21 protein-coding genes and 1 tRNA gene are annotated in these 24412 nt (G+C 66.1%); 6 read left to right on the forward strand and 16 right to left on the reverse strand.

Features of this window, described 5'->3' with window-relative positions:
* The first annotated feature begins 116 nt into the window (after window positions 1-116).
* From ACE3QM_RS10285 to ACE3QM_RS10300, 4 genes are all read left to right on the forward strand, one after another.
* The gene (locus ACE3QM_RS10285) at window positions 117-1487 is read left to right on the forward strand and encodes an APC family permease (protein WP_374421610.1); all 1371 of its coding nucleotides are present in this window, start codon (window positions 117-119) and stop codon (window positions 1485-1487) included.
* Window positions 1488-1489: 2 nt separating this feature from the next.
* Window positions 1490-2611: a P1 family peptidase gene (locus ACE3QM_RS10290; protein WP_374421611.1), complete on the forward strand. Its 1122-nt coding sequence runs from the start codon at window positions 1490-1492 to the stop codon at window positions 2609-2611.
* 86 nt (window positions 2612-2697) lie between these two features.
* Window positions 2698-3657 carry a sensor domain-containing diguanylate cyclase gene (locus ACE3QM_RS10295; protein ID WP_374421612.1) on the forward strand — a complete coding sequence of 320 codons (960 nt, stop codon included), beginning with the start codon at window positions 2698-2700 and terminating at the stop codon, window positions 3655-3657.
* A gap of 140 nt (window positions 3658-3797) precedes the next feature.
* Complete coding sequence (locus ACE3QM_RS10300) at window positions 3798-5507, forward strand: cation:proton antiporter (protein ID WP_374421613.1); 1710 nt, start codon at window positions 3798-3800, stop codon at window positions 5505-5507.
* Between the two features lie 10 nt (window positions 5508-5517).
* Here the strand turns inward: ACE3QM_RS10300 and ACE3QM_RS10305 are convergent, their stop codons facing one another.
* From ACE3QM_RS10305 to ACE3QM_RS10360, 12 genes are all read right to left on the reverse strand, one after another.
* Window positions 5518-5922, reverse strand: a complete 405-nt coding sequence (locus ACE3QM_RS10305; RefSeq protein WP_374421614.1) for a hypothetical protein — start codon at window positions 5920-5922, stop codon at window positions 5518-5520.
* A gap of 62 nt (window positions 5923-5984) precedes the next feature.
* Window positions 5985-7703, reverse strand: coding sequence for a diguanylate cyclase (locus ACE3QM_RS10310; protein WP_374421615.1), 1719 nt, complete (start codon window positions 7701-7703; stop codon window positions 5985-5987).
* A 630-nt stretch (window positions 7704-8333) separates the two neighbouring features.
* A tRNA-Ser gene (locus ACE3QM_RS10315) sits at window positions 8334-8421 on the reverse strand.
* 114 nt (window positions 8422-8535) lie between these two features.
* The gene (gene recN, locus ACE3QM_RS10320; protein WP_231461419.1) at window positions 8536-10206 is read right to left on the reverse strand and encodes a DNA repair protein RecN; all 1671 of its coding nucleotides are present in this window, start codon (window positions 10204-10206) and stop codon (window positions 8536-8538) included.
* Window positions 10207-10223: 17 nt separating this feature from the next.
* A complete protein-coding gene (locus ACE3QM_RS10325; RefSeq protein WP_231461418.1) occupies window positions 10224-11099 on the reverse strand; it encodes an NAD kinase in 876 nt (291 codons plus the stop codon).
* Between the two features lie 9 nt (window positions 11100-11108).
* The gene (locus tag ACE3QM_RS10330; protein ID WP_048411066.1) at window positions 11109-11777 is read right to left on the reverse strand and encodes a response regulator transcription factor; all 669 of its coding nucleotides are present in this window, start codon (window positions 11775-11777) and stop codon (window positions 11109-11111) included.
* 21 nt (window positions 11778-11798) lie between these two features.
* A complete protein-coding gene (locus tag ACE3QM_RS10335) occupies window positions 11799-14075 on the reverse strand; it encodes an ATP-binding protein (RefSeq protein WP_231461417.1) in 2277 nt (758 codons plus the stop codon).
* A 134-nt stretch (window positions 14076-14209) separates the two neighbouring features.
* The gene (gene msrA / locus ACE3QM_RS10340) at window positions 14210-14734 is read right to left on the reverse strand and encodes a peptide-methionine (S)-S-oxide reductase MsrA (RefSeq protein WP_374421616.1); all 525 of its coding nucleotides are present in this window, start codon (window positions 14732-14734) and stop codon (window positions 14210-14212) included.
* A complete protein-coding gene (locus ACE3QM_RS10345; protein ID WP_374421617.1) occupies window positions 14731-15687 on the reverse strand; it encodes a histone deacetylase in 957 nt (318 codons plus the stop codon). Before ACE3QM_RS10345 ends, msrA begins: the two co-directional genes overlap by 4 nt.
* Window positions 15688-15695: 8 nt before the next feature.
* The gene (locus tag ACE3QM_RS10350; protein ID WP_048411063.1) at window positions 15696-15911 is read right to left on the reverse strand and encodes a DUF1653 domain-containing protein; all 216 of its coding nucleotides are present in this window, start codon (window positions 15909-15911) and stop codon (window positions 15696-15698) included.
* Between the two features lie 15 nt (window positions 15912-15926).
* Window positions 15927-16871 carry a nucleoside hydrolase gene (locus tag ACE3QM_RS10355; protein WP_374421618.1) on the reverse strand — a complete coding sequence of 315 codons (945 nt, stop codon included), beginning with the start codon at window positions 16869-16871 and terminating at the stop codon, window positions 15927-15929.
* Between the two features lie 82 nt (window positions 16872-16953).
* Window positions 16954-17400, reverse strand: coding sequence for a GNAT family N-acetyltransferase (locus ACE3QM_RS10360; RefSeq protein WP_374421619.1), 447 nt, complete (start codon window positions 17398-17400; stop codon window positions 16954-16956).
* Between the two features lie 58 nt (window positions 17401-17458).
* On the opposite strand from ACE3QM_RS10360, the gene ACE3QM_RS10365 reads away from it, so the two are divergent.
* Both ACE3QM_RS10365 and ACE3QM_RS10370 read left to right on the forward strand, forming a co-directional pair.
* The gene (locus tag ACE3QM_RS10365; protein WP_374421620.1) at window positions 17459-18406 is read left to right on the forward strand and encodes a tRNA dihydrouridine synthase; all 948 of its coding nucleotides are present in this window, start codon (window positions 17459-17461) and stop codon (window positions 18404-18406) included.
* Window positions 18407-18673: 267 nt separating this feature from the next.
* A complete protein-coding gene (locus ACE3QM_RS10370) occupies window positions 18674-20206 on the forward strand; it encodes a mechanosensitive ion channel family protein (protein ID WP_048411059.1) in 1533 nt (510 codons plus the stop codon).
* Between the two features lie 97 nt (window positions 20207-20303).
* Here ACE3QM_RS10370 and mmsB read toward each other — a convergent pair whose 3' ends face one another.
* The 4 genes from mmsB to ACE3QM_RS10390 form a co-directional block, all read right to left on the reverse strand.
* On the reverse strand, window positions 20304-21194 hold the full coding sequence (gene mmsB, locus ACE3QM_RS10375) for a 3-hydroxyisobutyrate dehydrogenase (RefSeq protein WP_374421621.1): 891 nt from the start codon (window positions 21192-21194) through the stop codon (window positions 20304-20306).
* 18 nt (window positions 21195-21212) lie between these two features.
* Window positions 21213-22331: an enoyl-CoA hydratase/isomerase family protein gene (locus ACE3QM_RS10380; protein ID WP_374421622.1), complete on the reverse strand. Its 1119-nt coding sequence runs from the start codon at window positions 22329-22331 to the stop codon at window positions 21213-21215.
* A 24-nt stretch (window positions 22332-22355) separates the two neighbouring features.
* The gene (locus tag ACE3QM_RS10385; RefSeq protein WP_374421623.1) at window positions 22356-23138 is read right to left on the reverse strand and encodes an enoyl-CoA hydratase; all 783 of its coding nucleotides are present in this window, start codon (window positions 23136-23138) and stop codon (window positions 22356-22358) included.
* Window positions 23139-23246: 108 nt separating this feature from the next.
* Window positions 23247-24407: an acyl-CoA dehydrogenase family protein gene (locus ACE3QM_RS10390; RefSeq protein WP_227108167.1), complete on the reverse strand. Its 1161-nt coding sequence runs from the start codon at window positions 24405-24407 to the stop codon at window positions 23247-23249.
* Window positions 24408-24412: the final 5 nt, after the last annotated feature.

Below are 24412 nucleotides of genomic sequence, written 5' to 3' on the forward strand. Positions count from 1 at the left end.
CCGCCCTCCCGGTTTGGGGTAACCCGTCACGGTGATTGGGCCCCTTTCCGCGCCAAAATACACTGTCTCCCACGCGTCTGACTACAAGGCGCCGCACAACAAGAGGAGAGCAGAGCATGAGCACATCCAAGGCCAGCCCCGGGCTGCGCCGTTCATTGAGCGTGACCGACGTGGTGTTGATCACGGTGTCGGGCGTGACGCCGGCCAGTTCCATTTTCGTGATCGCGCCGTTCGCGCTGCAAGGCGCCGGCAGCGGCACCTTTCTCGCCTTCGCGCTGGCGGCGCTGTTGGCCGCCGCCTTCGCGCTGTGCTATGCCGAGCTGGGCGCGGCCCATCCCAATGCCGGCGGCGAGTACGTAATGATAGAGCGGGTATTCGGCCGTCGGCTCAGCCTGCTGATGTATCTGCTGATCTTGTGTCTGTTGCTGTTCGTGCCGGCGGTGTTGGCCACCGGCGCCGCGCCCTATCTGAATTCCGCGCTGGGCGCGCGGCTGGACGGCGCGGAGGTGGCGCTGGTGATGATCGTGCTGTGCTTCGGCATCGCGGTGCTGGACATCAAGCTGAACGCCTGGCTGACCGGTTCTTTCCTGCTGTTGGAAGTGGCCGCGCTGACCTTGATCGCCTGGCTGGGCTTCAGCGAGGCGCGGCAGCCGGCGGCGGTGTTGTGGCAGCCGGTGATGGCCGCGGCCGATGGCGGACTCGCCACGGTTCCCGTCGCGGCGATCGCGGCGATGGCGGGCATCGCGGTATTCGCCTACAACGGTTTCGGCGGCGCGGTGTATTTCGCCGAGGATATGCGCGAGAGCGGCCGCCCGGTGGCGCAGGCGGTGCTGGCGACGCTGCTCATCGTGGTGCTGGTGGAGTTGATTCCGGTCACCGCGCTGATCCTGGGCGCGCCGTCGCTGGCTGAGCTGAGCCGGCAGGCGGACCCGATCCACTACGTGCTCAGCCATTTGAGCAGCTCGGCAGTGGCGCGGGTGATCAGCGGCGGCATTTTCCTGTCGGTGTTCAACGCCATCATCGCCATCGTGGTGCAAAGCGGCCGTTTTCTGTACTCCAGCGGCCGGGACGGGCTGTGGCCGGCGCCGGCGAGCCGGGCGCTGCAGCGCATCCATCCGCGCTTCGGCACCCCCTGGGTGGCCACGCTGGCGCTGGCCTTGCCGTCGGCCTTGCTGACCTTTCATTCCAGCCTGGCCGGCCTGGCCTCGTTCACCGTCATCATTCTGATGCTCAGTTATCTATTGCTGGCGCTGGCGGCGCTGCGCAGCCGTCGCGGCCGCCATCCCCATCCTTACCGCATGCCCTGGTGGCCGTGGCCGCCGTTATTGGCCGCGGCCGGCAGCGTGTATCTATTATGGGCGGCGTTGCGGGACGCGCCGGCGCGCGATGGCTGGATCATGGCCGGCATCGTGCTGGCCGGTGTGCTGCTGGCCGCGCAGCGGCCGCGGCGCAAGGTATTGATTATCGATGAGCAGAAGGAGAGATGACTATGCAATCCAGGGCAAGATCATTGGGCATTCGCATAGGCCAAGGCGAGCCGGGCGCCTTGAACGCCATTACCGACGTGCCGGGCGTGCGCGTCGGGCATGCCGAGGCCTGGGCGGATTTCGCCGACGGCCGGCGCGCGCGCACCGGGGTGACGGTGGTGGAGCCGCGGCCGGGCCTGGCGCGCCACGCGCCATGTTTCGCCGGCGTGCATGTGCTGAACGGCAACGGCGATGCGTCCGGCCTGGAATGGCTGCGCGAGGCTGGCATGCTGACCACGGCCATCGCGCTGACCAATACCCACAGTGTGGGCGTGGTGCGCGACGCGCTGATCGTCGGCGAGCGCGAGGCGGTGGCCGGCGAGCCGCAGTTGTACTGGACCATGCCGGTGGTGCTGGAAACCTTTGACGGCCTGCTCAACGACATCAATGGCTTCCACGTGACGGCGGAGCACGCGCGAGCCGCGCAGAGGGTGGCCAGCGGCGGGCTGCCGGCCGAAGGCAGCGTCGGCGGCGGCAGCGGCATGATCTGCCATGAGTTCAAGGGCGGCATCGGCACCGCGTCGCGGCGCTTGCCGGCGGCGGCCGGCGGCTGGACGGTGGGGGCGCTGCTGCAAGCCAACCATGGCAAGCGCGGCTCTTTATTGGTCGAAGGCTATCCGGTGGGGCGGCATTTGAGCTGCGAGCGCATCCCATCGCCATTCGAGCAGCGGCGGCTGCCGCAGCCGGGCATGGGCTCCATCGTGGTGGTGCTGGCCACCGATGCGCCCTTGCTGCCGGAGCAATGCCGGCGGCTGGCGCAGCGCGCAGGCATCGGCATCGCCCGCACCGGCGGCGGCACCGAGGACTCCAGTGGCGATATCTTCGTCGCCTTCGCCACCGGCAACCGCGATCTGCCGGTAAGCGACTACGCTGATAAAGGGCCCTTGTGCAGCGAAGTGCGCATGGTCAACGCCGATCATCTGTCGCCCTTGTTCGAGGCGGCGGCGGAAGCGGTGGAGGAGGCCATCGTCAACGCCTTGCTGGCGGCCGGAGATATGCGCGGCAACCACGGTCACGCGGCGCATGGCCTGACGTCGCGGCAGTTATTGGCCGCGCTGGACGCCAGCGGCTGGCGGCCGCGCTAGCCGGCGCCGCGATTTGGCGCGGCCCTGGAATGCTATTATCATGGCTGGGGCCGCGCTGACGCGGCGTGACAAGGCGGGAGGCTGAGATGAAGACACCGGAAACGCCGGCGGACGAAGCGAAACGCCTGGCGACGCTGCGCGCGCTCGGAGTGCTGGATACAGCGGCGGAAGAGCGTTTCGACCGCCTGACCAGAATGGCCAAGCGGCTGTTCCGGGTGCCGATCGCCCTGGTTAGCCTGGTGGATGAGAACCGCCAGTGGTTCAAGTCCTGCATGGGCTTGGAGACGAACGAGACTTCGCGCGACATTTCCTTTTGCGGCCATGCCATCCTGGGCGACGAGATCTTCATTATTCCGGACACGCTGGCGGATGCGCGCTTCGCCGACAACCCGCTGGTGGTGGGCGAGCCCTATATCCGCTTCTATGCCGGCTGCCCGCTGCATGCCGCCAATGGCGCCAAGGTGGGCACCTTGTGCGTGGTGGACAGTCTGCCGCGGGAATTCGACCAGGACGACGCGCAGGCGCTGCATGATCTGGCCTTGATGGTGGAGGCGGAGCTGATCGCGTTTCAGGCCGCCACCACCGATGAGCTGACCGGCCTTTCCAACCGGCGCGGCTTCCGGCTGCTGGCGCAGTACAGCCTTAATTTCTGTGCGCGCCAAGCCTTGCCGGTGAGCCTGGCCTTCCTGGATCTGGACAAGTTCAAGGCCATCAACGATTGCCATGGCCACGCCGCCGGGGATCTGGCGCTGGCGGTCTTCGCCGAGCAGATGCGCGCCTCCTTTCGCTCCGCCGATCTGCTGGCGCGCCTGGGCGGGGATGAGTTCGTGGTGCTGTTGTCCGATGCCGGCCGCGAGCCGGCGCAGGCGGCGGTCGACAAGTTCGCGCGCAATCTGGATGCTTACAACGACGCCGCCGGTCAGCCCTACCGGCTGGCGTTTTCCGACGGCATCGTGGAGCTGGACCCGGAGCGGCATTTTTCGATAGAAGCGCTGCTGGCGGAAGGCGACACGCTGATGTACGCGATCAAGGGCGCCAAGAAATAGCGCGCCGGCCGTGGCCGGCCAGACAGTCAATCTGGGGAAATTTCACCGGAACTTTCACTTTTCCGCCCCCCTCTAGTTTGAAACCGGCGCATGCGGGCCATGCGTTCCATATAACAAACACAGCTCGGGGGGCGGCCGCCATGGTCCACAATGTTTCATTGATTTCAACCATTGCGGCGGGCCTTGGCCTGTCCCTGATCCTGGGGCTGCTGTGCGAGCGGGTTCGCATTCCGGCGCTGGTCGGCTATCTGCTGGCCGGCATCGTCATCGGTCCGGCGACGCCGGGCTTCGTCGCGGATATGCAGATAGCCGCGCAGCTATCGGAAATCGGCGTGATGCTGCTGATGTTCGGCGTCGGCCTGCACTTTTCGATGAAAGACCTGCTATCGGTCAAGCGCATCGCCGTGCCGGGGGCCATCGTGCAGATGAGCGCGGCCACCAGCCTGGCGCTGTTCGTCGCCTGGTGCTGGGGTTGGGGCTGGTCCAGCGGCCTGATCTTCGGCTTGTCGCTGTCCTGCGCCAGCACCGTGGTGCTGCTCAAGGCGCTGGAGGTGCGCGGCATTCTCGACACCATCAACGGCCGCATCGCCGTGGGCTGGCTAGTGGTGGAGGACCTGGCCTGCGTGCTGGTGCTGGTGTTGATGCCGCCGCTGGCGGCGCTGCTGGGCGGGTCGGCCGTAAGCACCGGCGGCGGGCCGCTGTGGCTGACCATTGCGCTGACCCTGTTGCAAGTGACTGCCTTCATCGCGCTGATGCTGATTGTCGGCCGGCGCGCCTTGCCGTGGCTGCTGTGGCGGGTGGCCAAAACCGGTTCGCGCGAGCTGTTCACGCTGGCGGTGACTGCGGCGGCCATCGGCATCGCCTTCGGCGCCGCCCATCTGTTCAATGTCTCCTTTGCGCTGGGCGCATTTTTCGCCGGCATGATGATGCGGGAATCCGAATTCAGCCATCGCGCCGCCCGCGATTCTTTGCCGTTGCGCGACGCGTTCTCGGTGCTGTTCTTCGTGTCGGTGGGCATGCTGTTCGATCCGACCATCCTGCTGGAGCAGCCGCTGATGGTGCTGAGCGCGGTGGCCATCATCGTGCTGGGCAAAACCCTGGCGGCGCTGGCCTTGGTCACCTTGTACCGTTACCCGCTGACCACGGCGCTGACCATTGCCGCCAGCCTGGCGCAGATCGGCGAGTTTTCCTTCATCCTGGCCGGCCTGGGCGTGACGCTGGGCCTGCTGTCGGCGCAGGGCATGAGCCTGGTGCTGGCCAGCGCGCTGATCTCGATTGCGCTCAATCCGCTGTTGTTCGCCGGGCTGGAGCCGCTGCGCGGCTGGCTGTTGGCGCGCTCGGAATGGGCGCGCAGCCTGGAACGCCGGGCCGACCCTTATGCGGAACTGCCGATGAGCACCGAGCGCAAATACCTGGAAGGCCAGGTGGTGTTGGTGGGTTACGGCAGGATTGGACGCGGTCTGGCCGCGGAGCTGGAACGCGGCCATGTGCCCTATGTGGTGGTGGACCAGAACCGCGAGCTGGTGGAAGCGCTGCGCAATCAGGGCCGCGCGGCGGTGACCGGCGATGCCGCCGAGGCGGCGGTGCTGATCCAGGCCCATATCGTCAACGCCTCGGTATTGGCGGTTTCCACCGCCGACGCGCTCAATCTGCGGCAGATGGTGGAACTGGCGCGCACCTTGAATCCGGAGTTGCGCATCGCGCTGCGCGCGCGTAGCGGCGAGGAGGCCGAGCTGCTGCGGCGTGAAGGCCTGGGAACGGTGTTTCTGGCCGACGAAGAGCTGGTGGGCAGCATGGGCCGGCATGTGCTGGCCGGTTTCGCCGCGGAACGGCTGCAAGCCGCGCATTGAGCGCGCGGCTTCAGCTTGCTGGCTGGCTTTCCAGCCAGGCCTTGGCCGCGGCCAGATCGCGCGCCACCCAGGCGGCGTCGGCTTCGAAGCGGGCGTCGTCGACGCCGGGTGGGCGGAACAGGGTCAGCACCAGTTCGCAGCCATCATCGCGCGCCAGCAGGCGCAGCGGAATATAAACCTCCGCCTGGCCGGGTGGTGACAGCCAGTGATCCAGCACGCCGTAGTCGTTGAGCGGAGAGAAGCGCACCGGCATCGCGCCATGCGGCGTGTCCGCCAGCCAGCCGTCGCCGGCGCGGCGCAGCGCGCCGGCCAGGCCGGACGCCCATAGTGGAAAATGTTCCGGCGGCGCCAGCAAGGCATAGGCGCGCTCCAGGGAGCAGGCGATGCTGATGCCGATATGGCGTGGCGTGGACATGGCGGCTTTCGCGGCGGGCAGTGCCTTGAGTGTAGCCGGTGTCGCGGCATGTCCGCCCGCGCTCACGTCTCTTCCAATCCCACCCGGTTGCGGCCGGCGGCCTTGGCGCGATACAGCGCCTGATCCGCGCGCTTGACCACGGTTTCCGCTTGCTCGTCATCGGGACGGGCGGTGGCCAGCCCTATGCTCATGGTGATGGTGCCCACGTCTGGCGCCTGCGATTGCTCGATCGCGGCGCGGATTTTTTCGGCCAGCACCGCGCCGCCCTTGGCATCGGTGTCGGGTAGCAGCAGTAGAAACTCCTCGCCGCCGTAACGGGCGGTGAAATCGGTGACGCGGGCCGAGGCGCGCAGGGTGTCGGCGATGTGGCGTAGCACGCGGTCGCCGGCGTCGTGGCCGAAGCCGTCGTTGACGCGCTTGAAGTGGTCTGCGTCCAGCAACAGAACCGAGTACGTCGCGCCGATGCGGCGGTAACGCAGGTGCTCCTCCAGCAGCTGCTCATTGGCCGCCATGCGGTTGTTGAGCCCGGTGAGAGCGTCGCTGCGTGCTTGCCGCGCCAGTTCGGTCGCCTTGCGCACCAGTTGGCGGTTGGTTTCGCGCAAGGCATCGGTGCGCTCCGCCACGATCTGCTCCAGGTTGGCATTGATATCGGTCAGTTCCTGCTTGCGGGCGAGCAGGGTGGTGGTCATGTTCCGCATCGCCCGCGATAGCTGGCGTAGTTCCTGGGTCTCGCCGGCTATGTCCCAGTCGGCGCGCTCGTCGCCCTGGCCGATGCGCTCGGCGATGCCGGCCAATTGTTCCAGCGGCCGGCTGAACAGGGCGGCCAGCTTGTACACCGCCAACATCAGCAGCAGGGTGAGAATCAGCCCAGACAGGATCAAGGTGGCGCGCAACTGGTTCAAGGCCGCCAATGCCTGCCGCTTGGGCTGGCGGACGACGATGCGCCAATCCAGCCCCGCCTCGTTCATCCGCGCCTCGCTGTAGAGGTAGTCGCCGCCATCGGGCCAGAGCCCCAGGCGGAAATCCTGCCTGGATGTCTGCGGCGGCGGCGCGCGAACTTTGCCTATCGCCTCGAACGGCGACAACATATTGCCGCTCTTGTCGATGATGAACACCTGCTGATGGTTTTCGGCGGGCAGGCGCTCGCGTATCGTTGCTTCCACCCAGTCCCACAGGGCATGGGTGGCGAGCACGCCGCGCAGCTTGCCGGCGGGGTCGTAGATGGGCGAGGCGAAATCGACGAAGCGCAAGGGCTCGCCGTTGGCGGCTGCGGGTATCAGCTTGGCCAGCAGCACCGCCTGGTGAACGTCGCCGACGAAGGAGGCGTGCTGGCCATGGATGAACCAGGGGCGCTTGGCGGCGCTCTGGCCCTGCAACATGCCGCTGGTGGCGGAAACAATCTTGCCGTCCGCGTCGGCAATGCCGATCCAGGCATAGTAGTGATAGGCCTGCTTGGTGCGCTCCAGGCTGCGGCGCAGGTCGTCGCTGTCCAGCGGCGCGCGCACATAAGCCGGCGTCTGCGCCAGCAGGATCACTTCGCGGTGGCGCTCCTGTACATTGTTGGCGATGGCCTTGGCGATATTGCTGGCCAGTCCGTACATCGCCTCCCCTTGGCTCCGCACGATGCGATCGGACAGCACCTTGTCCAGACTCAGCGCCGCCAGCAGCGCGGAAGCGAGAAACAGACCGCCGAACAATAGGGTCAGCCGGAGCCGGAAACTGTCGGGCAAGGCTCGAGGGATCAAGGGCATGGCGGCGGCGCGAGGGTGCGATGCATTCATTATATAGGCCGGTGGCGGGGTTGGAACCTGCTTACGATCCGCTGCGCGTTGTGGAGCGTTACATGGTGAGCGCGGTTTCGAAATGCTGATGCACCACTTGCACATTCCGCTTTTTCAGCCGTTTTCGCCTTGTCTCGCCTTAGCTCGCGAGAGGGTAAACACGTGTAGTGCATGGCATGGCGGTACTCAAGTTTGAGTGTCAGTCACCGGCTTGCCGAGGTGTCGATAGGGAATGAAAAGGACGTGGGGAGCGGGCTGGGTCACGCATGGTCCGGGTTGGCTAGGTCAAGCCAATGGCTCGGGCGCATGGTGCAAGAAACCAGGAGGGTGCCCAGCAAGGCGGGTGGCGCACTAAGAAGCTGTTTACGATCTGCTGCGCGTCGGCGATACGGCGTTGAAAACCAGCCCAAAATGCTCATGTACCACGTGTACATTCCACTTTTTCGCTCGTTTTCGCCTTAGCTCGCGAGATCGTAAACAGGTTCTAAGAAAATTTGAGGCATGCTTGGGGCGTGCGGATACTGTTTACCTTGGCCTAACCCATTGGTCCCAAGCAAAATAAATGCCGCCCTAACCCGCGTGGATCCAGCCTTTAGGGCGGATTGGCGCTGATTAGGACGGCATGCATTCTGGCGGAGGCTGTGGGATTCGAACCCACGGACGGTTGCCCGTCGGCAGTTTTCAAGACTGCTGGTTTAAACCACTCACCCAAACCTCCAGTGTCTGGTCATTGTCGATGCGGGCGGCGCGCAAGATCACGGCATGAATCCGGCCTGCTGCACTTCCCGAATCGGTAAGAGGGCGCAATTCTAGCGGGTCTTAGTCGCTTTGGCTATAGGGCCGGCGCATTTGACGCCAGCATTTCCGCCGCGTGTTCGCGCGTGGTCTGGGTCAGCTCCACGCCGCCCAGCATGCGGGCGATTTCCAGCACCCGCTGCTCGCTGTCCAGCGGTTCGATGCGGCTCTTGACCCGGCCCTTGTGTTCGCTCTTGCTGACCTGCCAGTGATGACTGCCGCAGGAGGCCACTTGCGGCAGGTGGGTGATGCACAGCACTTGGTAGCGCTGGCCCAACTGGCGCAGCATGTGGCCGATGACTTCGGCGACGCGGCCGCCGATGCCGACGTCCACTTCGTCGAAGATCAAGGTGGGCACGCTGGCCACCTGGCTGATCACCACCTGCATCGCCAGGCTGATGCGGGACAGTTCGCCGCCGGAGGCCACTTTGGCCAACGGGCGCAGGCTGGTGCCGGCGTTGGCCGCCACCAGGTATTCCACTGATTCCAGGCCATGGGCGCTGGGTTCGGGCAGGGCGGCCAGTTCGATGGCGAAGCGCGCGCCGCCCATTGCCAGATGCTGCATTTCCGCGCCGATGCGGGAGGATAGCTCGCTGGCGGCCTGACGGCGTTTGCCGGACAGCGCCTCGGCCAGCGCGCGATAGCGCGCCTGCGCGCTGGTTTCCGCCAGGGACAGCGCCTCGATATCGGCGGAGGCTTCCAGCGCTTGCAGCTGCTGCTGCCAGTCGTCCAGTTTTTCCTGCAGGTCTTGCGGCTGGACCCGGTATTTGCGCGCGGTGCTCATCAGCGCTTCCAGCCGGCCTTCCACTTCGGCCAGCTGGCCGGGGTTTTCGTCGATATCGCTGGCGTAGTCGCGCAGGCTGTAGACCACTTCGCGCAGTTCCGCGTCCACCGAGTCGAGCAGGGACAAGGTATCCGCCAGCTTGGGGTCCAGGTTGGCCAGCTTGCTGAGCCGGGTTTGCACCTGGGACAGCATGGTCAGGCAGCTATTGTCCATTTCGGACAGGGTGTCCACCGCCAGCTGGGCGCTTTGCGCCAGCTCGGCCGCATTGGCCAGCCGCGAGTGGCTTTGGTTCAGCGCGCTCCATTCATCCGGCTGCAGCTTGAGCTCGCTCAGCTCGTTGATCTGCCAGTTCAGCCGTTCGCGCTCGACTTCGGATTCGCGCGACATGCGCTCGGCGTCGGCGCGGGCGCGGCGGGCGGTCTGCCAGTCCTGCCAGGCCTTGTGCACGTCGCGCGCCAGCGCGGCGGAGCCGGCGTAGTCGTCCAGCAACTGGCGCTGGGCATCGGCCTTCATCAGCGACTGATGGGCGTGCTGGCCGTGGATGTCGACCAGGAACTCGCCCAGTTGCTTGAGTTGGCTGAGGGTGGCGGCCTGGCCGTTGACGAAGCTGCGCGAGCGGCCGGATTTGTCCAGCAGCCGGCGCAGCAACAGCACCGGGTCGTCGCCGCTGAGGCCGTTTTCTTCCAGCCAGGCGTCGATTTCCGGGCGGCCCTGGGGGTCGAATTCGGCGGTGATCTCCGCGCGCTCGGCGCCTTCGCGCACTTGCGCGCCTTCGGCGCGGTCGCCCAGCAGCAGGCTCAGGGCGTCCAGCAGTATGGATTTGCCGGCGCCGGTTTCGCCGGTGAGCACGGTGAAGCCGGGGCTGAAGTCCAGCGCGATGCTGTCGACGATGACGAAATCTTTAACGGTCAGCGATAAGAGCATGGGTGTCCGCGTATGTGTCAGAGCAGGCGCTCGCCCCAGTGGAGCTTGTGGCGCAGCATGTCGTAGTAGTTGTAGCCCAGCGGGTGCAGGATGCGCAGCGGGTTGCGGTAGCGGCGGATCAGCACCCGGTCCATTTCCATCAGGTCGCAATGGGATTGGCCGTCGAAGTGCACGCGCGCGTCCAGGCCGCGGGTGAGCATGAACTCCACTTCACAGGAGTCGTTGACCGCGATCGGGCGGTTGCTCAGCGACTGTGGGCAGATCGGCACCAGCGCGATGGCCTGCAGCGTGGGGTGCAGGATGGGGCCGCCGGAGGCCAGCGAGTAGGCGGTGGAGCCGGTGGGGGTGGAGACGATCAGGCCGTCGGAGCGTTGGCTGTAGACGAACTGGTTATCGACGAAGACTTCGAACTCTATCATCGAGCCCATCGCGCCGCGGCTGAACACCACGTCGTTGAAAGCCAGCGCGTTGGCGACTTCGGCGTCTTCGCGTATCACCGCGGCCTGCAGCAGGATGCGGTCCTCCGGCACGAAGTCGCCGCGCAGGATGGCGTCCACCGAGTCCAGCATCTCGTGCAACGGGATATCGGTCATGAAGCCCAGCCGGCCCTGGTTGATGCCGATCAAGGGCACGCGGTAGGGTGCCAGCAGCCGGGCGATGGACAGCATGGTGCCGTCGCCGCCCAGCACGATGACGATGTCGGCTAGCTTGCCCATGTCGTTGCGGTCTATCAGCGCGTGCGGGCCGGCTTCCTGCTGGGTGGCGCTGTCCTTGTCGATCAGCACGGTGGCGCCGGAGGCGGACAGGTGGTCGGCCAACTGGCGCAGGGATTCGACGATGGCGGGCTTGCTGTGCCGCGCCACCAGGCAGACATGCTTGAACAGTCGTTCCATGGCGTTGTTTCAGTAAGGGGTGGGCGTATCGTTCAAAAAACTGTCGTCGTTCGGTTTCTTGCCGGTGGCTTCCAGCGCTTTCAGGTAGAAGCGCACCAGGTCCGCCAGAGAGTCTACACCGAGTTTGTTGAACAGGTTGGCCCTATGTACTTCTATGGTGCGCGGGGACAGGTCAAGCACCCGGGCGATTTCCTTGCTGGACATGCCGTCCGCCACCAGTTCCAGCACTTCGCGCTCGCGGCCGCTGATGCGGGCGAGCAGGCCCATCACTTCCTGGGTTTCCTCTTCCTTGCGGTGTTGCAGAATGCTCAGCCGTATGCCCTTGCGCAGGCTTTCTATCAGCCGCGCCTGGTCTATCGGCTTGGTCAGGAAGTCGATGGCCCCGGTCTGGAACGCGCGGCGGCATTGTTCGATGTCGCCGTGGCCGGTGATGAAGACGATGGGCAGGGTCACGTTTTTGTCCAGCAGCTGCTCTTGCAGCGCCAGGCCGGTGATCTGCGGCATGCGGATGTCCAGCACCAGGCAGGCGATGTCGTTGCCGCCGTAGTGGGCGAGGAATTCCATTGCATTGGGATAGGTGACGGTGCGCATGCCTTGCGCGGCGATCAGCATGGCCAGCGAATCCAGTACGGCGGGATCGTCGTCGACGATGTAGACGGTTGGCGTGGTGTTTTGCATTGTGTTGTTGACTCCTGCCGGTTACCCCGTTGGCGGCGGTGCGTCCAGTTGCGGCAGTTCAATGATGAATTCCGCACCGCCGGTTGGTTTATTGCGCGCGTTCAGCTTGCCGCCGAACGCTTCTATGGCGGTCTGGCAGATGGCCAGGCCCAGCCCCATGCCGCTGGCCTTGGTGCTGAAGAAAGGCGAGAAGATGCGGTCCAGCAGCTCCGGCGCGATGCCGGCGCCGTTGTCGCCTATGCTCAGGCGGATCCAGCGGCCGTTCAAACTGGTGGCGATGCTGAGCCTGCCCCAGGGGGCGACGGTTTCCATGGCGTCCAGCGCGTTGCGCATCAGGTTCAGCACCACTTGCTCCAGTTGTATGTTGTCAGCGTAGACCAAGGGCAGGTCGTGGCAAATATTCTGCTCAATATGAATATCGTGGGTTTTCAGTTCGTATTCCAGCAGGTTGAGCGCATTGCCCACCACCTGGTTCAGATTGATGGGGGTGAATTGCTGGGTTTTCTTGATCACGAATTCGCGCAGGCGCTGGATGATCTGGCCGGCGCGGCTGGCCTGGGTGACGGAGGAGTCCAGCGCGCGGCGCAGCATGGCCATGTCCGGATCCTCGTCCTCCAGCAGGCTGAGCCCGGCCTGGCAATAGCTCATGATCGCGGATAGCGGCTGGTTGATTTCATGGGCGATGCCGGAGGCCATTTCGCCCATGGTGTTGATGCGGGCGACGCGGGCCAGTTCCATTTCATGCTGGCGCAGCCGGGTTTCGCTGGCTTCCAGCGCCGCCAGCATGCGGCGGCGAATCGGCGCGGTGTCGCGGAAGGTCAGCACCGCGCCCATCAGCCGGCCGTCGCGGCCGGGCAGCGGCGAGACCGAGCCTTCTATCAATAGCTTGGCGCCGTCGTTGCGGCTCAGGTAGCAGTTCTGCGCCAGCAGCACGGTTTCACGGCGCTGTATCGCCTTGTGTACCGGGTCTTCTTCCACCTGGCGCGCAAATTCGTAGTTGAGCCGCAACACCTGGTGCAATTTACGTTGCACCGCGTCGCCGGCCTTGAGGCCGAGCAGGGTTTCCGCCGCCGGGTTGAGGTAGCGGATGCTCAGGTCGATGTCCAGGCTGATCACCGCGTCGCTGATGCCGCTGAGCGCCACCATCGCGTATTCGCGTTCGCGGTGCAGTCGTTCCTGCGCCTGCTCCTGCACCTGGCGGTTTTGCGCCAGCAGCGCGAGGATGATCAAGAGCAGGTAGGCCGGCAGCATGGAAAAGACCGCGCTGAGCAAGAGCTCCAGCGGCGCGGTGCGATCGAAGCCCAGTTGGCGGCGCACCACCAGCTCATAAGGCAGGTAGGGGCTGTCCAGGTTCTTGCGGATTTCCATCGCCGGCAGCAGCCATTGCGCCAGCCAGCCGGGTTGATCCTGCTGCGGGTGGCGGTAAATCAACCGGTCGTAGCCGCTGGGCGCGTTGTCCTTGCGCTGCAGCGTCACGCTGTAGCGCAAGGACATGCTGGGCGTCAGGCTGACCAGTTTGTCCAGCGCCAGCACCTGCAGCACCATGCCGGCGGTCTGCTCGCTGCGCACCAGCGGCACCGGCGACGGCGCCTCGGTATTGTAGATGGCGGAAAAGAAGGCCAGGCCCTGCTGACCGCTGTTGAGGCGCAGCACCGGCGACACCGCCTCGCCCTGGCCCATCGCGCGCGCGGCGGTGGGCGCCAGCACGCTGTCGGCCAGCAGGTCCAGGCCCATTTCGCGCCAGTCGTCGGAGGCGAGGCCGGGCTCGGCCATGCTCAGCGGCAGGTAGCGCGGCCGCTTGGGCGCCAGCCGCCAGCCTTGTTGCTGGCTCCAGCCATTATCTTGTTGGTGCTGGTAATCACGGATGCGATAGGGCTGCCCTTGCAACTGGCTGCGCATGCGTTCGAATTCGCGGCGGTAGGCGTGGCTGACCAGCGGCTGGTAGCCGATGAAGTAGAGCTGAGGCTGTTCGCGCGCCAGCGATTCCACCAATAAGCGGATGCGCTGTTCGCGCTGGCTGTTTTCCTGGCCGACGATGTCGACCACGCTTTGCTGCAGCATCTCGCTTTCCTGCAGCCGGGTCTGCAGGCCGGAGAGAATCAGGCCCTGCACCTGCTGGTGCTCCTGGCGCTGCTGGTTCAGGTCCAGCGCCACCGATTGACCCAGCAACAGGGCGAAGGTGAGCAGCCACAGCACGGCGCAGGCCAGGCGGCCGCGCGGCGTGGCGGTGCGCAACAGGTCCAGGTGACGGGCTAGGGCGGCGTGGAGTGAAGTGATGATGCTGTGCTTGTCTGCCATGGGGAAGCTGAGGCTTGGGTTCGTCCGGCGCGCGGCCAATTCGGGCAGCGCCGCTACTGGGCCGGATTATAGCGGCGATGCCCTGGTCACGCGAACCATGCCGCTTGGTTCGCGTGACTCTGGCGGAGTATGTCTTATTTTTTCAAATATTCAGAAAAATATTGCTGGAATTTCGCCAGTTTTGGCGCAACCACCATTTGGCAATACGGTTCGTGACCATGCTGCTCAAAATATTGCTGATGATAGTCTTCCGCCGGGTAAAAAGTGACCGCGGCTTCCAGCCGGGTGACGATGGGGGCCGAATAGTCTCCGGCCAGCTCCGCCAGCATGCGCTCCGCCGCCTGGCGTTGTTCCTCGTCGTGATAGAACAGCACCGACGCGTATTGCGGGCCGACATCGTTGCCCTGGCGGTTGAGGGTGGTGGGATCGTGCAGCGCGAAGAAGGCGCGCAGCAGGGTGTCGTAATCGATCTTGGCCGGATCGTAGCGGATCTGCACCGCTTCCACATGGCCGCTGCGGCCGGCGCAGACTTCCTTGTAGCTGGGGTTGGCTCCGGGGCCGCCGGTATAGCCGGAAACGGCGCTGTGGACGCCGGCCAGGCGGTGGTAGGCGCTTTCTATGCACCAGAAGCAGCCGCCGGCGAAGGTTGCGGTTTTCATGTCGGGCTCCATTGACGGGGTGGGTGTGTATCAGTCGCGGCGGAATGGGAAATCTGTCCCGTCACGCCGAAGGTTTGCCAGGCCAGGCGCACGGTTTCGGTCTGGATCGCCACGGTGTCCTCTATGGGCACCGCGTAGCCGCCGCCCATGGCGACGGTCACCGCGGTTCCCGCCTGGCGACAGGCGTCCAGCACCATGCGGTCGCGTTGGGCCAGGCCGTCCCGGCTCAGCGCCAGCTTGCCCAGGCGGTCGCCGGCGTAGGGGTCGGCGCCGGCCAGGTAGAACACCAGGTCCGGCGCCGCGGCGGCGAACAGGCGCGGCAATTGCTGGGCCAGGATGGCGAGATAAGCCGCGTCGCCGGTGCCGTCCGCCAGTTCGATGTCCAGGCTGCCGGCCTCGCGCCGGAATGGGAAGTTGCCGGCGCCGTGCATGGAAAAGGTGAAGATGCGCGCGTCGCCGCGGGTGATGGCGGCGGTGCCGTCGCCTTGATGCACGTCCAGATCCAGCACCAGCGCGCGGCGGGCCAGGCCTTCGTCCAGCATCAGGCGCGCGGCCACGGCGATGTCGTTGAACACGCAAAAACCGCTGCCCATCGCGCGGCCGGCATGATGGGTGCCACCGGCCAGGTTGACGCCGCAACCCTGCGCCAGCGCCCAGCGGGCGGCGGCGATGGTGGCGCCCACCGAGCGGCGGCTGCGTTCCAGCAACTGCGGGCTCCAGGGCAGGCCGATCTCGCGCTGCTCGGCGTTGCTGAGCGTGCCCTTGAACACCTTGTCCAGATAGGCGTCGTCATGGGCCAGCGCCAGTTCGTAGCGGCTGGCCGCCGGCGCGGCGTCCATCGCCTCGGCGGCGAAGCCGGCCACCGCCTGCGCCAGCAGCGCGTATTTCCGCGCCGGGAAACGGTGTCCGGGCGGCAGCGGCAGCGGGAACTGATCGGTGCGGAATATGCGCATCGCGGCGCTCAGAACACCTTGACCAGCGCGAAGCGCGGCAGGGTCTGGCCCTCGTGAACCACGCTCTCCTCGAACATGCCGGCCGGGCGCGCCCACAGGCCGAACTCGCCGTAGAGCGCGCGGTACATCACCAGCAGTTCGCCGGTTTCGGAGTGAGTGGCGGTGCCCAGCACTTCGTAGAGCGGGCCTTTGTAATGGCGATAGATGCCGGGAGCGATTTTCATGGGGCCTCCTTGGGGTTACGGCAGATGGGAGAGGGCGTCGGCCATCAGTTGGAACAGGCCGTCGGCGTCCACCTCGCTTAGATAGAGCGCGTTGGGCGCGCGTCCGGATTCGCCGTGCCAGTCCACCACGGTGGCGCCGGTGGTGTAGTGGCCGGCCAGTTCCACCACCACGTTGACTTCGCGGCCGCGGAACAGCTCGGGGCGCAGCAGGTAGGCGATCACGCAGGGATCATGCACCGGCGCGCCGTCCTGGCCCAGCTTTTGCACATCGTAGCGCTCCAGCGAGGTCAGCAGCGCCGCCGCCAGCGGGCCGCAGCGGTTGGACAGGCCGCGCAGCAGTTCCACGCGCGCCGGCGTGGTCGTCGCCTGATGGGTGACGTCCAGCGGCAGCATCACGATGGGCGCGCCGCTGCGCAGCACGATGTCGGCCGCGTGCGGGTCGGTGTGGATATTGAATTCCGCCGCCGGGGTCATATTGCCGCCGGCGAAATAGCCGCCGCCCATCAGCACGATGCGGCCGATGCGCGCGGCGATGTCCGGCGCGCGGCGCAAGGCCAGCGCGATATTGCTCAGCGGGCCCACCGGGCACAGGGTGACGCTGCCGGCCGGTTCGCGGCGCAGGGTGTCGATGATGAAGTCCACCGCGTGTTCGGCGCGCACCGGCATGGCGGGTTCGTGCAGCGGCGCGCCGTCCAGGCCGCTGGCGCCGTGCACGTGCTCGGCGCCCTGGTAGGGCTGGACCAGCGGTCGGTCGGCGCCGGCGTAGACCGGCACATCGCCGCGGCCGGCCCATTCGCAGACGATGCGGGCGTTGCGGGTGGTCAGCTCCACGCCGACATTGCCGGCCACCGTGGTCAGGCCCAGGAGCTCGATATCGGCGCTGGCGCCCAGCAGGAACAGGATGGCGACGGCGTCGTCCAGACCGGGGTCGGTGTCGAAAATGACGCGGTGTTGTTTCATGTCGGCTCCTGTGGGCGATGTCATCAAGGGGGCGAAGGATGCCGCAGCGCTTGACGGCGCGTCAAGGCGCGGCCCGGCGGGCTTAGCCGGCGCACCATTCATAGACCCGGAATTCGCTATCCAGTTTAAACCCGGATTGTTCGTATAGTCGTTGTGCGTTCAGATTGCCGTGAGCGGTTTGCAGCGTGAGGCCGCCGCCCAGCGCGGCGACGTGAGCCTGGCAATGTTGCAGCAAGACTCTAGCGACGCCGTCGCCGCGGCTGGCCGGCGCCACGAACAAGTCGTGCAGCAGCCAGTGCGGGCGCAGGCTGAGCGAGGAGAAGCCTGGATAGAGCAGGGCGAAGCCTTGGACGCCGGCGCTGTCTTGCGCCAGGAAGACCACCGCTTCGCCCATGCTCAGCCGCTGTTCCAGGAAGGCGGCGCAGGCTTCCGCCGGCTGCGCGACCTGATAGAAATCGAGGTAGGCCAGGAATAAGGGCAGCCAGCAGCGGACGGATTCCGCGTCGGCCTGGCGGATGGCGATTTGCATTGAATGCCTTTCCCCGCTTTGCGGTACAATATTCGCCTTTTTTCCGGCGATGTTTGCAATGAAATTGGTTCTTGCCCCGATGGAGGGCCTGGTGGACGAGGCGATGCGCGATGTGTTGACCCGAGTGGGCGGCATTGATCTGTGCGTGACCGAGTTCGTCCGCGTCACCTCGGCGCTTCTGCCCACCCGCACCTTCATGCGCCTGGCGCCCGAGCTGGCGCGCGGCGGCAAGACCCGCGCCGGCGTCACGGTGCGGGTGCAGCTATTGGGCTCGGACCCGGTTTGCCTGGCGGAGAACGCCGCCAAGGCCGCCAGCCTGGGCGCGCCGGGCATAGATCTGAATTTCGGCTGTCCGGCGCCCACTGTCAACCGCCATCGCGGCGGCGCCATCCTGCTCAACGATCCTGAACTGTTGTTCCAGATCGTCCAGGCGGTGCGCGTGGCGGTGCCGGCGGAAATACCGGTTACCGCCAAGATGCGCTTGGGCTATGAAGACAAGAGCCGGGCCTTGGAATGCGCGCGCGCGCTGGAAGCCGGCGGCGCGCAGGAACTGGCGGTCCATGGCCGCACCAAGGTGGAGGGTTACCGGCCGCCGGCGCACTGGGACTGGATCGCCCGTATCCGCGACAGCGTGGCGGTGCCGGTGGTGGCCAACGGCGAGGTGTGGACGCTGGACGATTACCGCGCCATCCGCGAACAGAGCGGCTGCGATACGGTGATGATAGGCCGCGGCCTGGTGGCTTGCCCGGACCTGGCGCTGCGCATCAAGCGCCAGGACGGCGCCGCGCCGATGGCGTGGAGCGAGATGCAGCCCTGGGTGCTGGACCTGTTCCTGCAGTGCCGCGTCCAGTCCGAGGACGGGCGCTATCCGGTGGCGCGCACCAAGCAATGGCTGGGTCAGCTCAAGCGCACCTGGCCGGAAGCCGGGGAACTGTTCGAGCGCATCCGCCGGCTGACCACGCCGGACGAGGTGGAGCCTGTGCTGCGGGACATGCTTGCTAAGTAAATGTACTCATATCTAAATGCTATGGGAATGTGTAGCATTCAATTGCGCGCTGCACTGGTATAGCAGGGCGCTGTGATTCCGGCGGCTCCCCAGCTCCGGCGATTACACTTCCCCGATACCTTGCAGCCCTCCCTACACGGGAGGGATTTTTTTTATCCGCCGCCATGAGCTATCAATGAAAAGCGGCCGGCCAGTTGTTTCCTCTGTTTCTCCTGCCGCGGCGGCGCCATCGGCGCTTTCCCATCAAGACTTCAGCGCGGAGGCGGCATGGATACGGCCCCCACGGTTAGCTGGCTGGAAAAACTGGTGCCCCAGGCGTGGCACGACAGCCTGACGCTGTTCGTGGCGCTGACCGCCGCCTGCGCCGCCTTGCTCTATCTGCTGCGGCCGGAAACCCGCAAATCGACGCTGCGCTCGCTGCTGGCCGCCGCCGTGGCGCTGGTGGTGATCAATCTGGGCTTGCAGGGCGATCAGATCGCCGAATGGCTGAAGCAGGTCGCCATCATCGTGCTGGGCCTGGCGCTGATCCGGCTATGGGCGATGATGTTGATGCGGCTGTTTCTGCCGCTGCTGCGCCTGCATCCGCCGCGCATTCTGGAGGACATCCTGCTGGTGCTGGGCTGCGTCGGCTGGGGCCTGGTGCTGTTGCGCCTGGCCGGCCTGGACCTGAGCCACATCGTCACCACCTCGGCGGTGATCACCGGCGTGCTGGCGTTCTCGATGCAGGACACGCTGGGCAATATCCTGGCCGGCCTGTCGTTGCAGCTGGATAATTCAGTGGAGGTGGGAGACTGGATCAAGTCCGGCGAACTGTCCGGCCGAGTGGTGGAAATCAATTGGCGCGCCACTCTGGTGGAAACCCGCAACTGGGAAACCGTGGTGATTCCCAACAGCCAGCTGATGAAGGGGCAGTTCGCCATTCTGGGCAAGCGTCAGGGCGTGCCGCTGCAATGGCGGCGTTGGGTGTGGTTCAACATCAATTGGGACACGCTGCCGAATCAGATCATCTCCGTGGTGGAGCGCTCCTTGCGCGAGGCGCAACTGCCCGGCGTGGCCTTGTCGCCGGAGCCCAACTGCATTCTGATGGGTTTCGAGAACGGCTACAGCAAGTACGCGGTGCGTTACTGGCTGACCGATCTCGCCGCCGACGATTTGACCGATTCGGTGGTGCGCACCCATATCGACGCCGCCTTGCGCCGCCATAATCTGAAAATGTCCTCGCCGCACTACAATGTGCTGACCATCAAGGACAATGAGAAGTACATGGAAGCGCGGATGAAGAAGCATCTGGAAGAGCGGGTGCAGGCGCTGCGCAAGGTGGAACTGCTGTCCAGCCTCAATGACGAGGAACTGGTGGTGTTGGCCGACCAGCTCAAGTTCACCCCCTTCGTCACCGGCGACATCATCATGCATCAGGGCGCGGTCGCGCACTGGCTCTACATCATGCTCAATGGCGAGGTGGAGGTGTGGGTGAATCTGCCGGACGGCAGCCGCAAGCTGGTGGATGTGCTGGAGGGCGGCAACTTCTTCGGCGAAATGGGCTTGATGACCGGCGAGGCGCGCAGCGGCACCGTGATCGCGCGTTCCAATGTGGAATGCCTGCGGCTGGACAAGGAGTCCTTCCAGTCCATTCTGAGTTCGCGCAAGGAATTGGCCGAGGCGATCTCGTCGATTCTGGCGGAGCGGCTGGCCGAGCGCACCCGCAAGCTGCCGCAGGATTGGCAGGAGGGGCACGGCGCGCCGCAGCGGGCGGAGCTGGTGGACAAGATCCGGCGCTTCTTTGGCCTGGTCAAGCATTGACCGTCATTCACCACCCGGACGGACTTGCCGCGCCAAATGCGTGGCGGCTGGCCTCCGGAGTCTTGTCAGCGGCCCCAAGGCGGGGCCGCGCCAGTATTCAATCCAGCGGGTGGAAGTGCTTGAGGATGCTGGAGAAATCCAGTTTGCCGAAACCGGCTTGCGCGTGTTCCTCGTACAGATTGCGGGCCAGCGATCCCAGCGGATTGGCCGCGTGGCTGTGCAGCGCGGTTTCCTCGGCCAGGCCCAGGTCTTTCAGCATCAGTTCGGTCATGAAGCCGCCGCTGTAGCCGCGGCTGGCCGGCGCGTTCTCCATCACGCCGGGCCAGGGGTTGTACAGCTCGGTGGCCCAGTTGCGGCCGGAGCTCTGGCTGATGATGTCGGACAGCACCTTGGGGTCCAGCCCGTTCTTCACGCCCAACGCCAGCGCCTCGGCGGTGCCGGCCATCAGGATGCCCAGCAGCATATTGTTGCAGATCTTGGCGGTCTGGCCGGCGCCGGCGGCGCCGGCGTGGAAAATGTTCTTGCCCATCGCCTGCAGCAAGGCCCGCGCCCGTTCCAGCTCGGCGGCGGCGCCGCCGACGATGAAGGTCAAGGTGCCGGCGGCGGCGCCGGCGGTGCCGCCAGACACCGGCGCGTCCAGCATCTTGAGGCCGACGGCGTCGGCCGCGGCGGCCACCTTGCGCGCGGTGGCGGCGTCTATGGTGCTGCAATCGATGACCAGGGTGCCGGCCGGCAGTTGCGCGAACAGGCCGGACTCGCCCAGGTACAAGCCTTCCACGTGGCGGCCGGCCGGCAGCATGGAAATCACCGCGTCGGCGCCATGGGCGGCATCGGCGGCGCTGGCGGCCGCGCGCGCGCCGGCGGCGACCAGCTTGGCCAGCGCGTCGGCGGACAGGTCGAACACGTTCAGCTGATAACCCTGCTTCAGCAGGTTGGCGGCCATGGGGCCGCCCATATTGCCCAGACCGATGAAGGCGATGGTTTGCATCTTCTGTCTCCTCGATTGTTATTGGAGGGCGGCCAGCGGGTGGTCGGCCTCAGTCCACGGCGAATCGAAATGGCTGTCCACCCAGCCCGGCGGAATGTCGCCCAGCTCGCGGCAATGCCATTGCGGCGCGCGGTCCTTGTCCACCAGCAGCGCGCGCACGCCTTCGCGGAAGTCCGGCTTGGCGCAGAAGTTGACCGACAGCGCCAGCTCCATGCGCAGGACTTCGGCCAGGGACAGGTGTTTGGCGCGCTGGAAGATTTCCCAGCAGACGGCGGCGGAAGTCGGGCAGCCGTGGGCGAAGCTCTTGGCGGCGGCGGCCAGCCACGGGTCTTCGAAGGCGGTGTCGCGCAGCGCGGTGGCCACCGCTTCCAGGCTGCCGCGGTTCATCAACTGATGCACCGCCAGCAGATTGCGGCCGGCGTTGGCCTCCGGCAGCGCCACGTCGCGCTCCATCTCGTTGAGCAGGGCGCTGACCAGGCCGTGGTGGCGTTCCGCCGGCTGCTCCCAGGCCAGATCGCGCAGCGCGGTCAGCAGCGCGGCCTGGCCGTCGGCCGGCAGCACATGGTCGGCCAGATTGCACAGCAGCGCGTCGCCGGCGTTCAGCGGCGCGCCGGTCAGGCCCAGGAACAGGCCGAGCTTGGCCGGCATCCGTTGCAGGAACCAGCTGCCGGCCACGTCCGGGTACAGGCCTATGGTGATTTCCGGCATCGCGATGCGGGTGGCCGGGGTGGCCACGCGGTGGCTGGCGCCGGCCATCAGGCCCAGTCCGCCGCCCATGACGATGCCGCCGCCCCAGACGATCAGCGGCTTGCGGTAGCGGTGGATGCGGTAATCGAGCCGGTATTCCTCGCTGAAGAAGGCGACGGCGTGCGGGTTGGGGTAGACCTCGCCGTCTTCCAGCAGCGCGGCGCGCAGCGAGCGCACGTCGCCGCCGGCGCAGAAGGCCTTGTCGCCGGCGCCGCGCAGCAGCACGGCCACCACGGCGTCGTCGTTCTCCCAGGCGCTCAAGCGCGCGTCCAGCAGCCGTATCATCTCCAGCGTCAGCGCGTTCAGCGATTTTTCCGCGTTCAGCGTGGCGATGGCGATGCGCTGGCCGCCGCGGACCGGCAGTTCTTCAAACAGTACCAGGTTGGACATGGCGGATTCGTCCTTGGGTGAGGGTCAGGCGTTCTTCCATTGCGGCGCGCGTTTTTCCAGGAAGGCACGGGTGCCTTCGCCCTGGTCCTGGGTGTCGAACAGCTTGATGAAGCCCTCGCGCTCGTGGATCAGGTTGTGCGCCGGCGGCTGCAGCCGCGCGCGCTGCACCAGCTGCTTGCACACCGCCACAGAGGATGGCGACTGGCGCGCGGCTTTTTCCGCCAGCTTGAGCGCGGCGTCCAGCGCCTGGCCCTTGGCCACCACTTCTTCCACCAGGCCGATGCGCTCGGCGGTGCGCGCGTCGATGCGCTCGCCGCACAGAATCATGCGCTTGGCCCAGCCTTCGCCCACCAGCCAGGGCAGGTTCTGGGTGCCGCCGGCGCAGGGTAGCAGGCCGACGCCGGCTTCCGGCAGCGCCATTTGCGCCTGTTCTTCGGCGATGCGGATGTCGCAGGCCAGCGCGCACTCCAGGCCGCCGCCCATCGCATAGCCGTTGACGGCGGCGATGCTGACGCCGCGGAAGGCGGACAAGGCCTCGAAGGCCTCGCCGAACAGCATGGTCATCTCGGTGGCCACCTTTTTGTCACCGTCGGCGAACAGGTTTAAGTCGGCGCCGGCGGAGAAGAATTTCTCGCCCTGGCCGGTGATCACCAGCGCGTAGGTGTCGCGGTCGGCGTTCAGGTCCGCCACCAGCTGCTTCAGCGCGCTCAGGCTGTCGCGGTTCCAGGTGTTGGCCGGCGGATTGTCTATGGTGATCACGGCGGTGTGGCCGCGTTTTTCCACGTTGAGGTGGGCGTAATGATTCATAGCGTATGCCTTTATGGATTCGGTGTGGATGAGCTAATCCGGAAAAATCCAGCGAAGCGGCTGAGGCAAGCCGGCGCAACACAGCATCAGGGATATTTCCGGCTTCGCTCAGCGCAGGGTTTCCAGCGCGCCGTCCTGCAACAGCTTGCGCGCCACGATCATCCGCATCACTTCATTGGTGCCTTCCAGAATCTGGTGCACGCGCAGGTCGCGCACATGGCGTTCCAGCGGGAAGTCCTTCAGATAGCCGTAGCCGCCGAATAGTTGCAGCGCGTTGTTGGCCACATTGAAACTCAAATCGGTGGCCAGCCGCTTTGCCATGGCGCAATAAGCGCCGGCATCCGGGCTGGCCTGGTCCAGTTTCCACGCCGCCAGCCGCACCATCTGCCGCGCGGCCACCAGCTCGGTCAGCATGTCCGCCAGCCGGAACTGCACGCTTTGCAGCTCGGCCAGCGGCTGGCCGAATTGCTGGCGTTCCTGCACATAGCGCTGGGCGGCGGCCAGCGCGGCCTGGGCGGTGCCCACCGCGCAGGTGGCGATATTGATGCGGCCGCCGTCCAGGCCCTTCATCGCGAAGGCGAAGCCCTGGCCTTCCTCGCCCAGCCGGTTGGCGGCCGGGATTTCCACATTGTCGAAGGTGATGGCGCGGGTGGGCTGGCTGTTCCAGCCCATTTTTTTCTCTTTCTTGCCGTATTGCACGCCGGGCGCGTCCGCCGGCACCACGAAGGCGGACACGCCCTTGGGGCCGGGGCCGCCGGTGCGCGCCATCACCACCAGCACCTGGGTGCTGCCGGCGCCGGAGATGAACATCTTGGAGCCGTTGAGCACATAGCTGTCGCCCTTGCGCTCGGCGCGGGTCTTCAGCGAGGCGGCGTCGGAGCCGGCGCCGGGCTCGGTCAGGCAGTAGCTGCCCAGCAACTCGCCGCTGACCATGCGCGGCACCCAGCGCTCGGCCAGTTCCGGGCTGCCGAAGCTGGCTATCATCCAGCTGACCATATTGTGTATGGTCAGATAGGCGGCGGTGGAGGTGCAGCCGGCGGCCAGTTCTTCGAAGACGATGGCGGAGTCCTGCCGCGATAGGCCCAGGCCACCGTAGGCTTCCGGCGTGTACAGGCCGAGAAAGCCCATCTCGCCGCTGCGGCGGATCACCTCCAGCGGGAAGGTTTCCTCTTCGTCCCATTCCGCGGCGCGCGGCGCGAGCTCGCTGGCGGCGAAGTCGCGGGCGCTGTCCTGAAAGGCGATTTGTTCTTCGGTCAGTGCGAAATCCATGGCGG

Source organism: Chromobacterium sp. (genome assembly GCF_041912965.1).
GTDB classification, from domain to species: domain Bacteria; phylum Pseudomonadota; class Gammaproteobacteria; order Burkholderiales; family Chromobacteriaceae; genus Chromobacterium; species Chromobacterium aquaticum.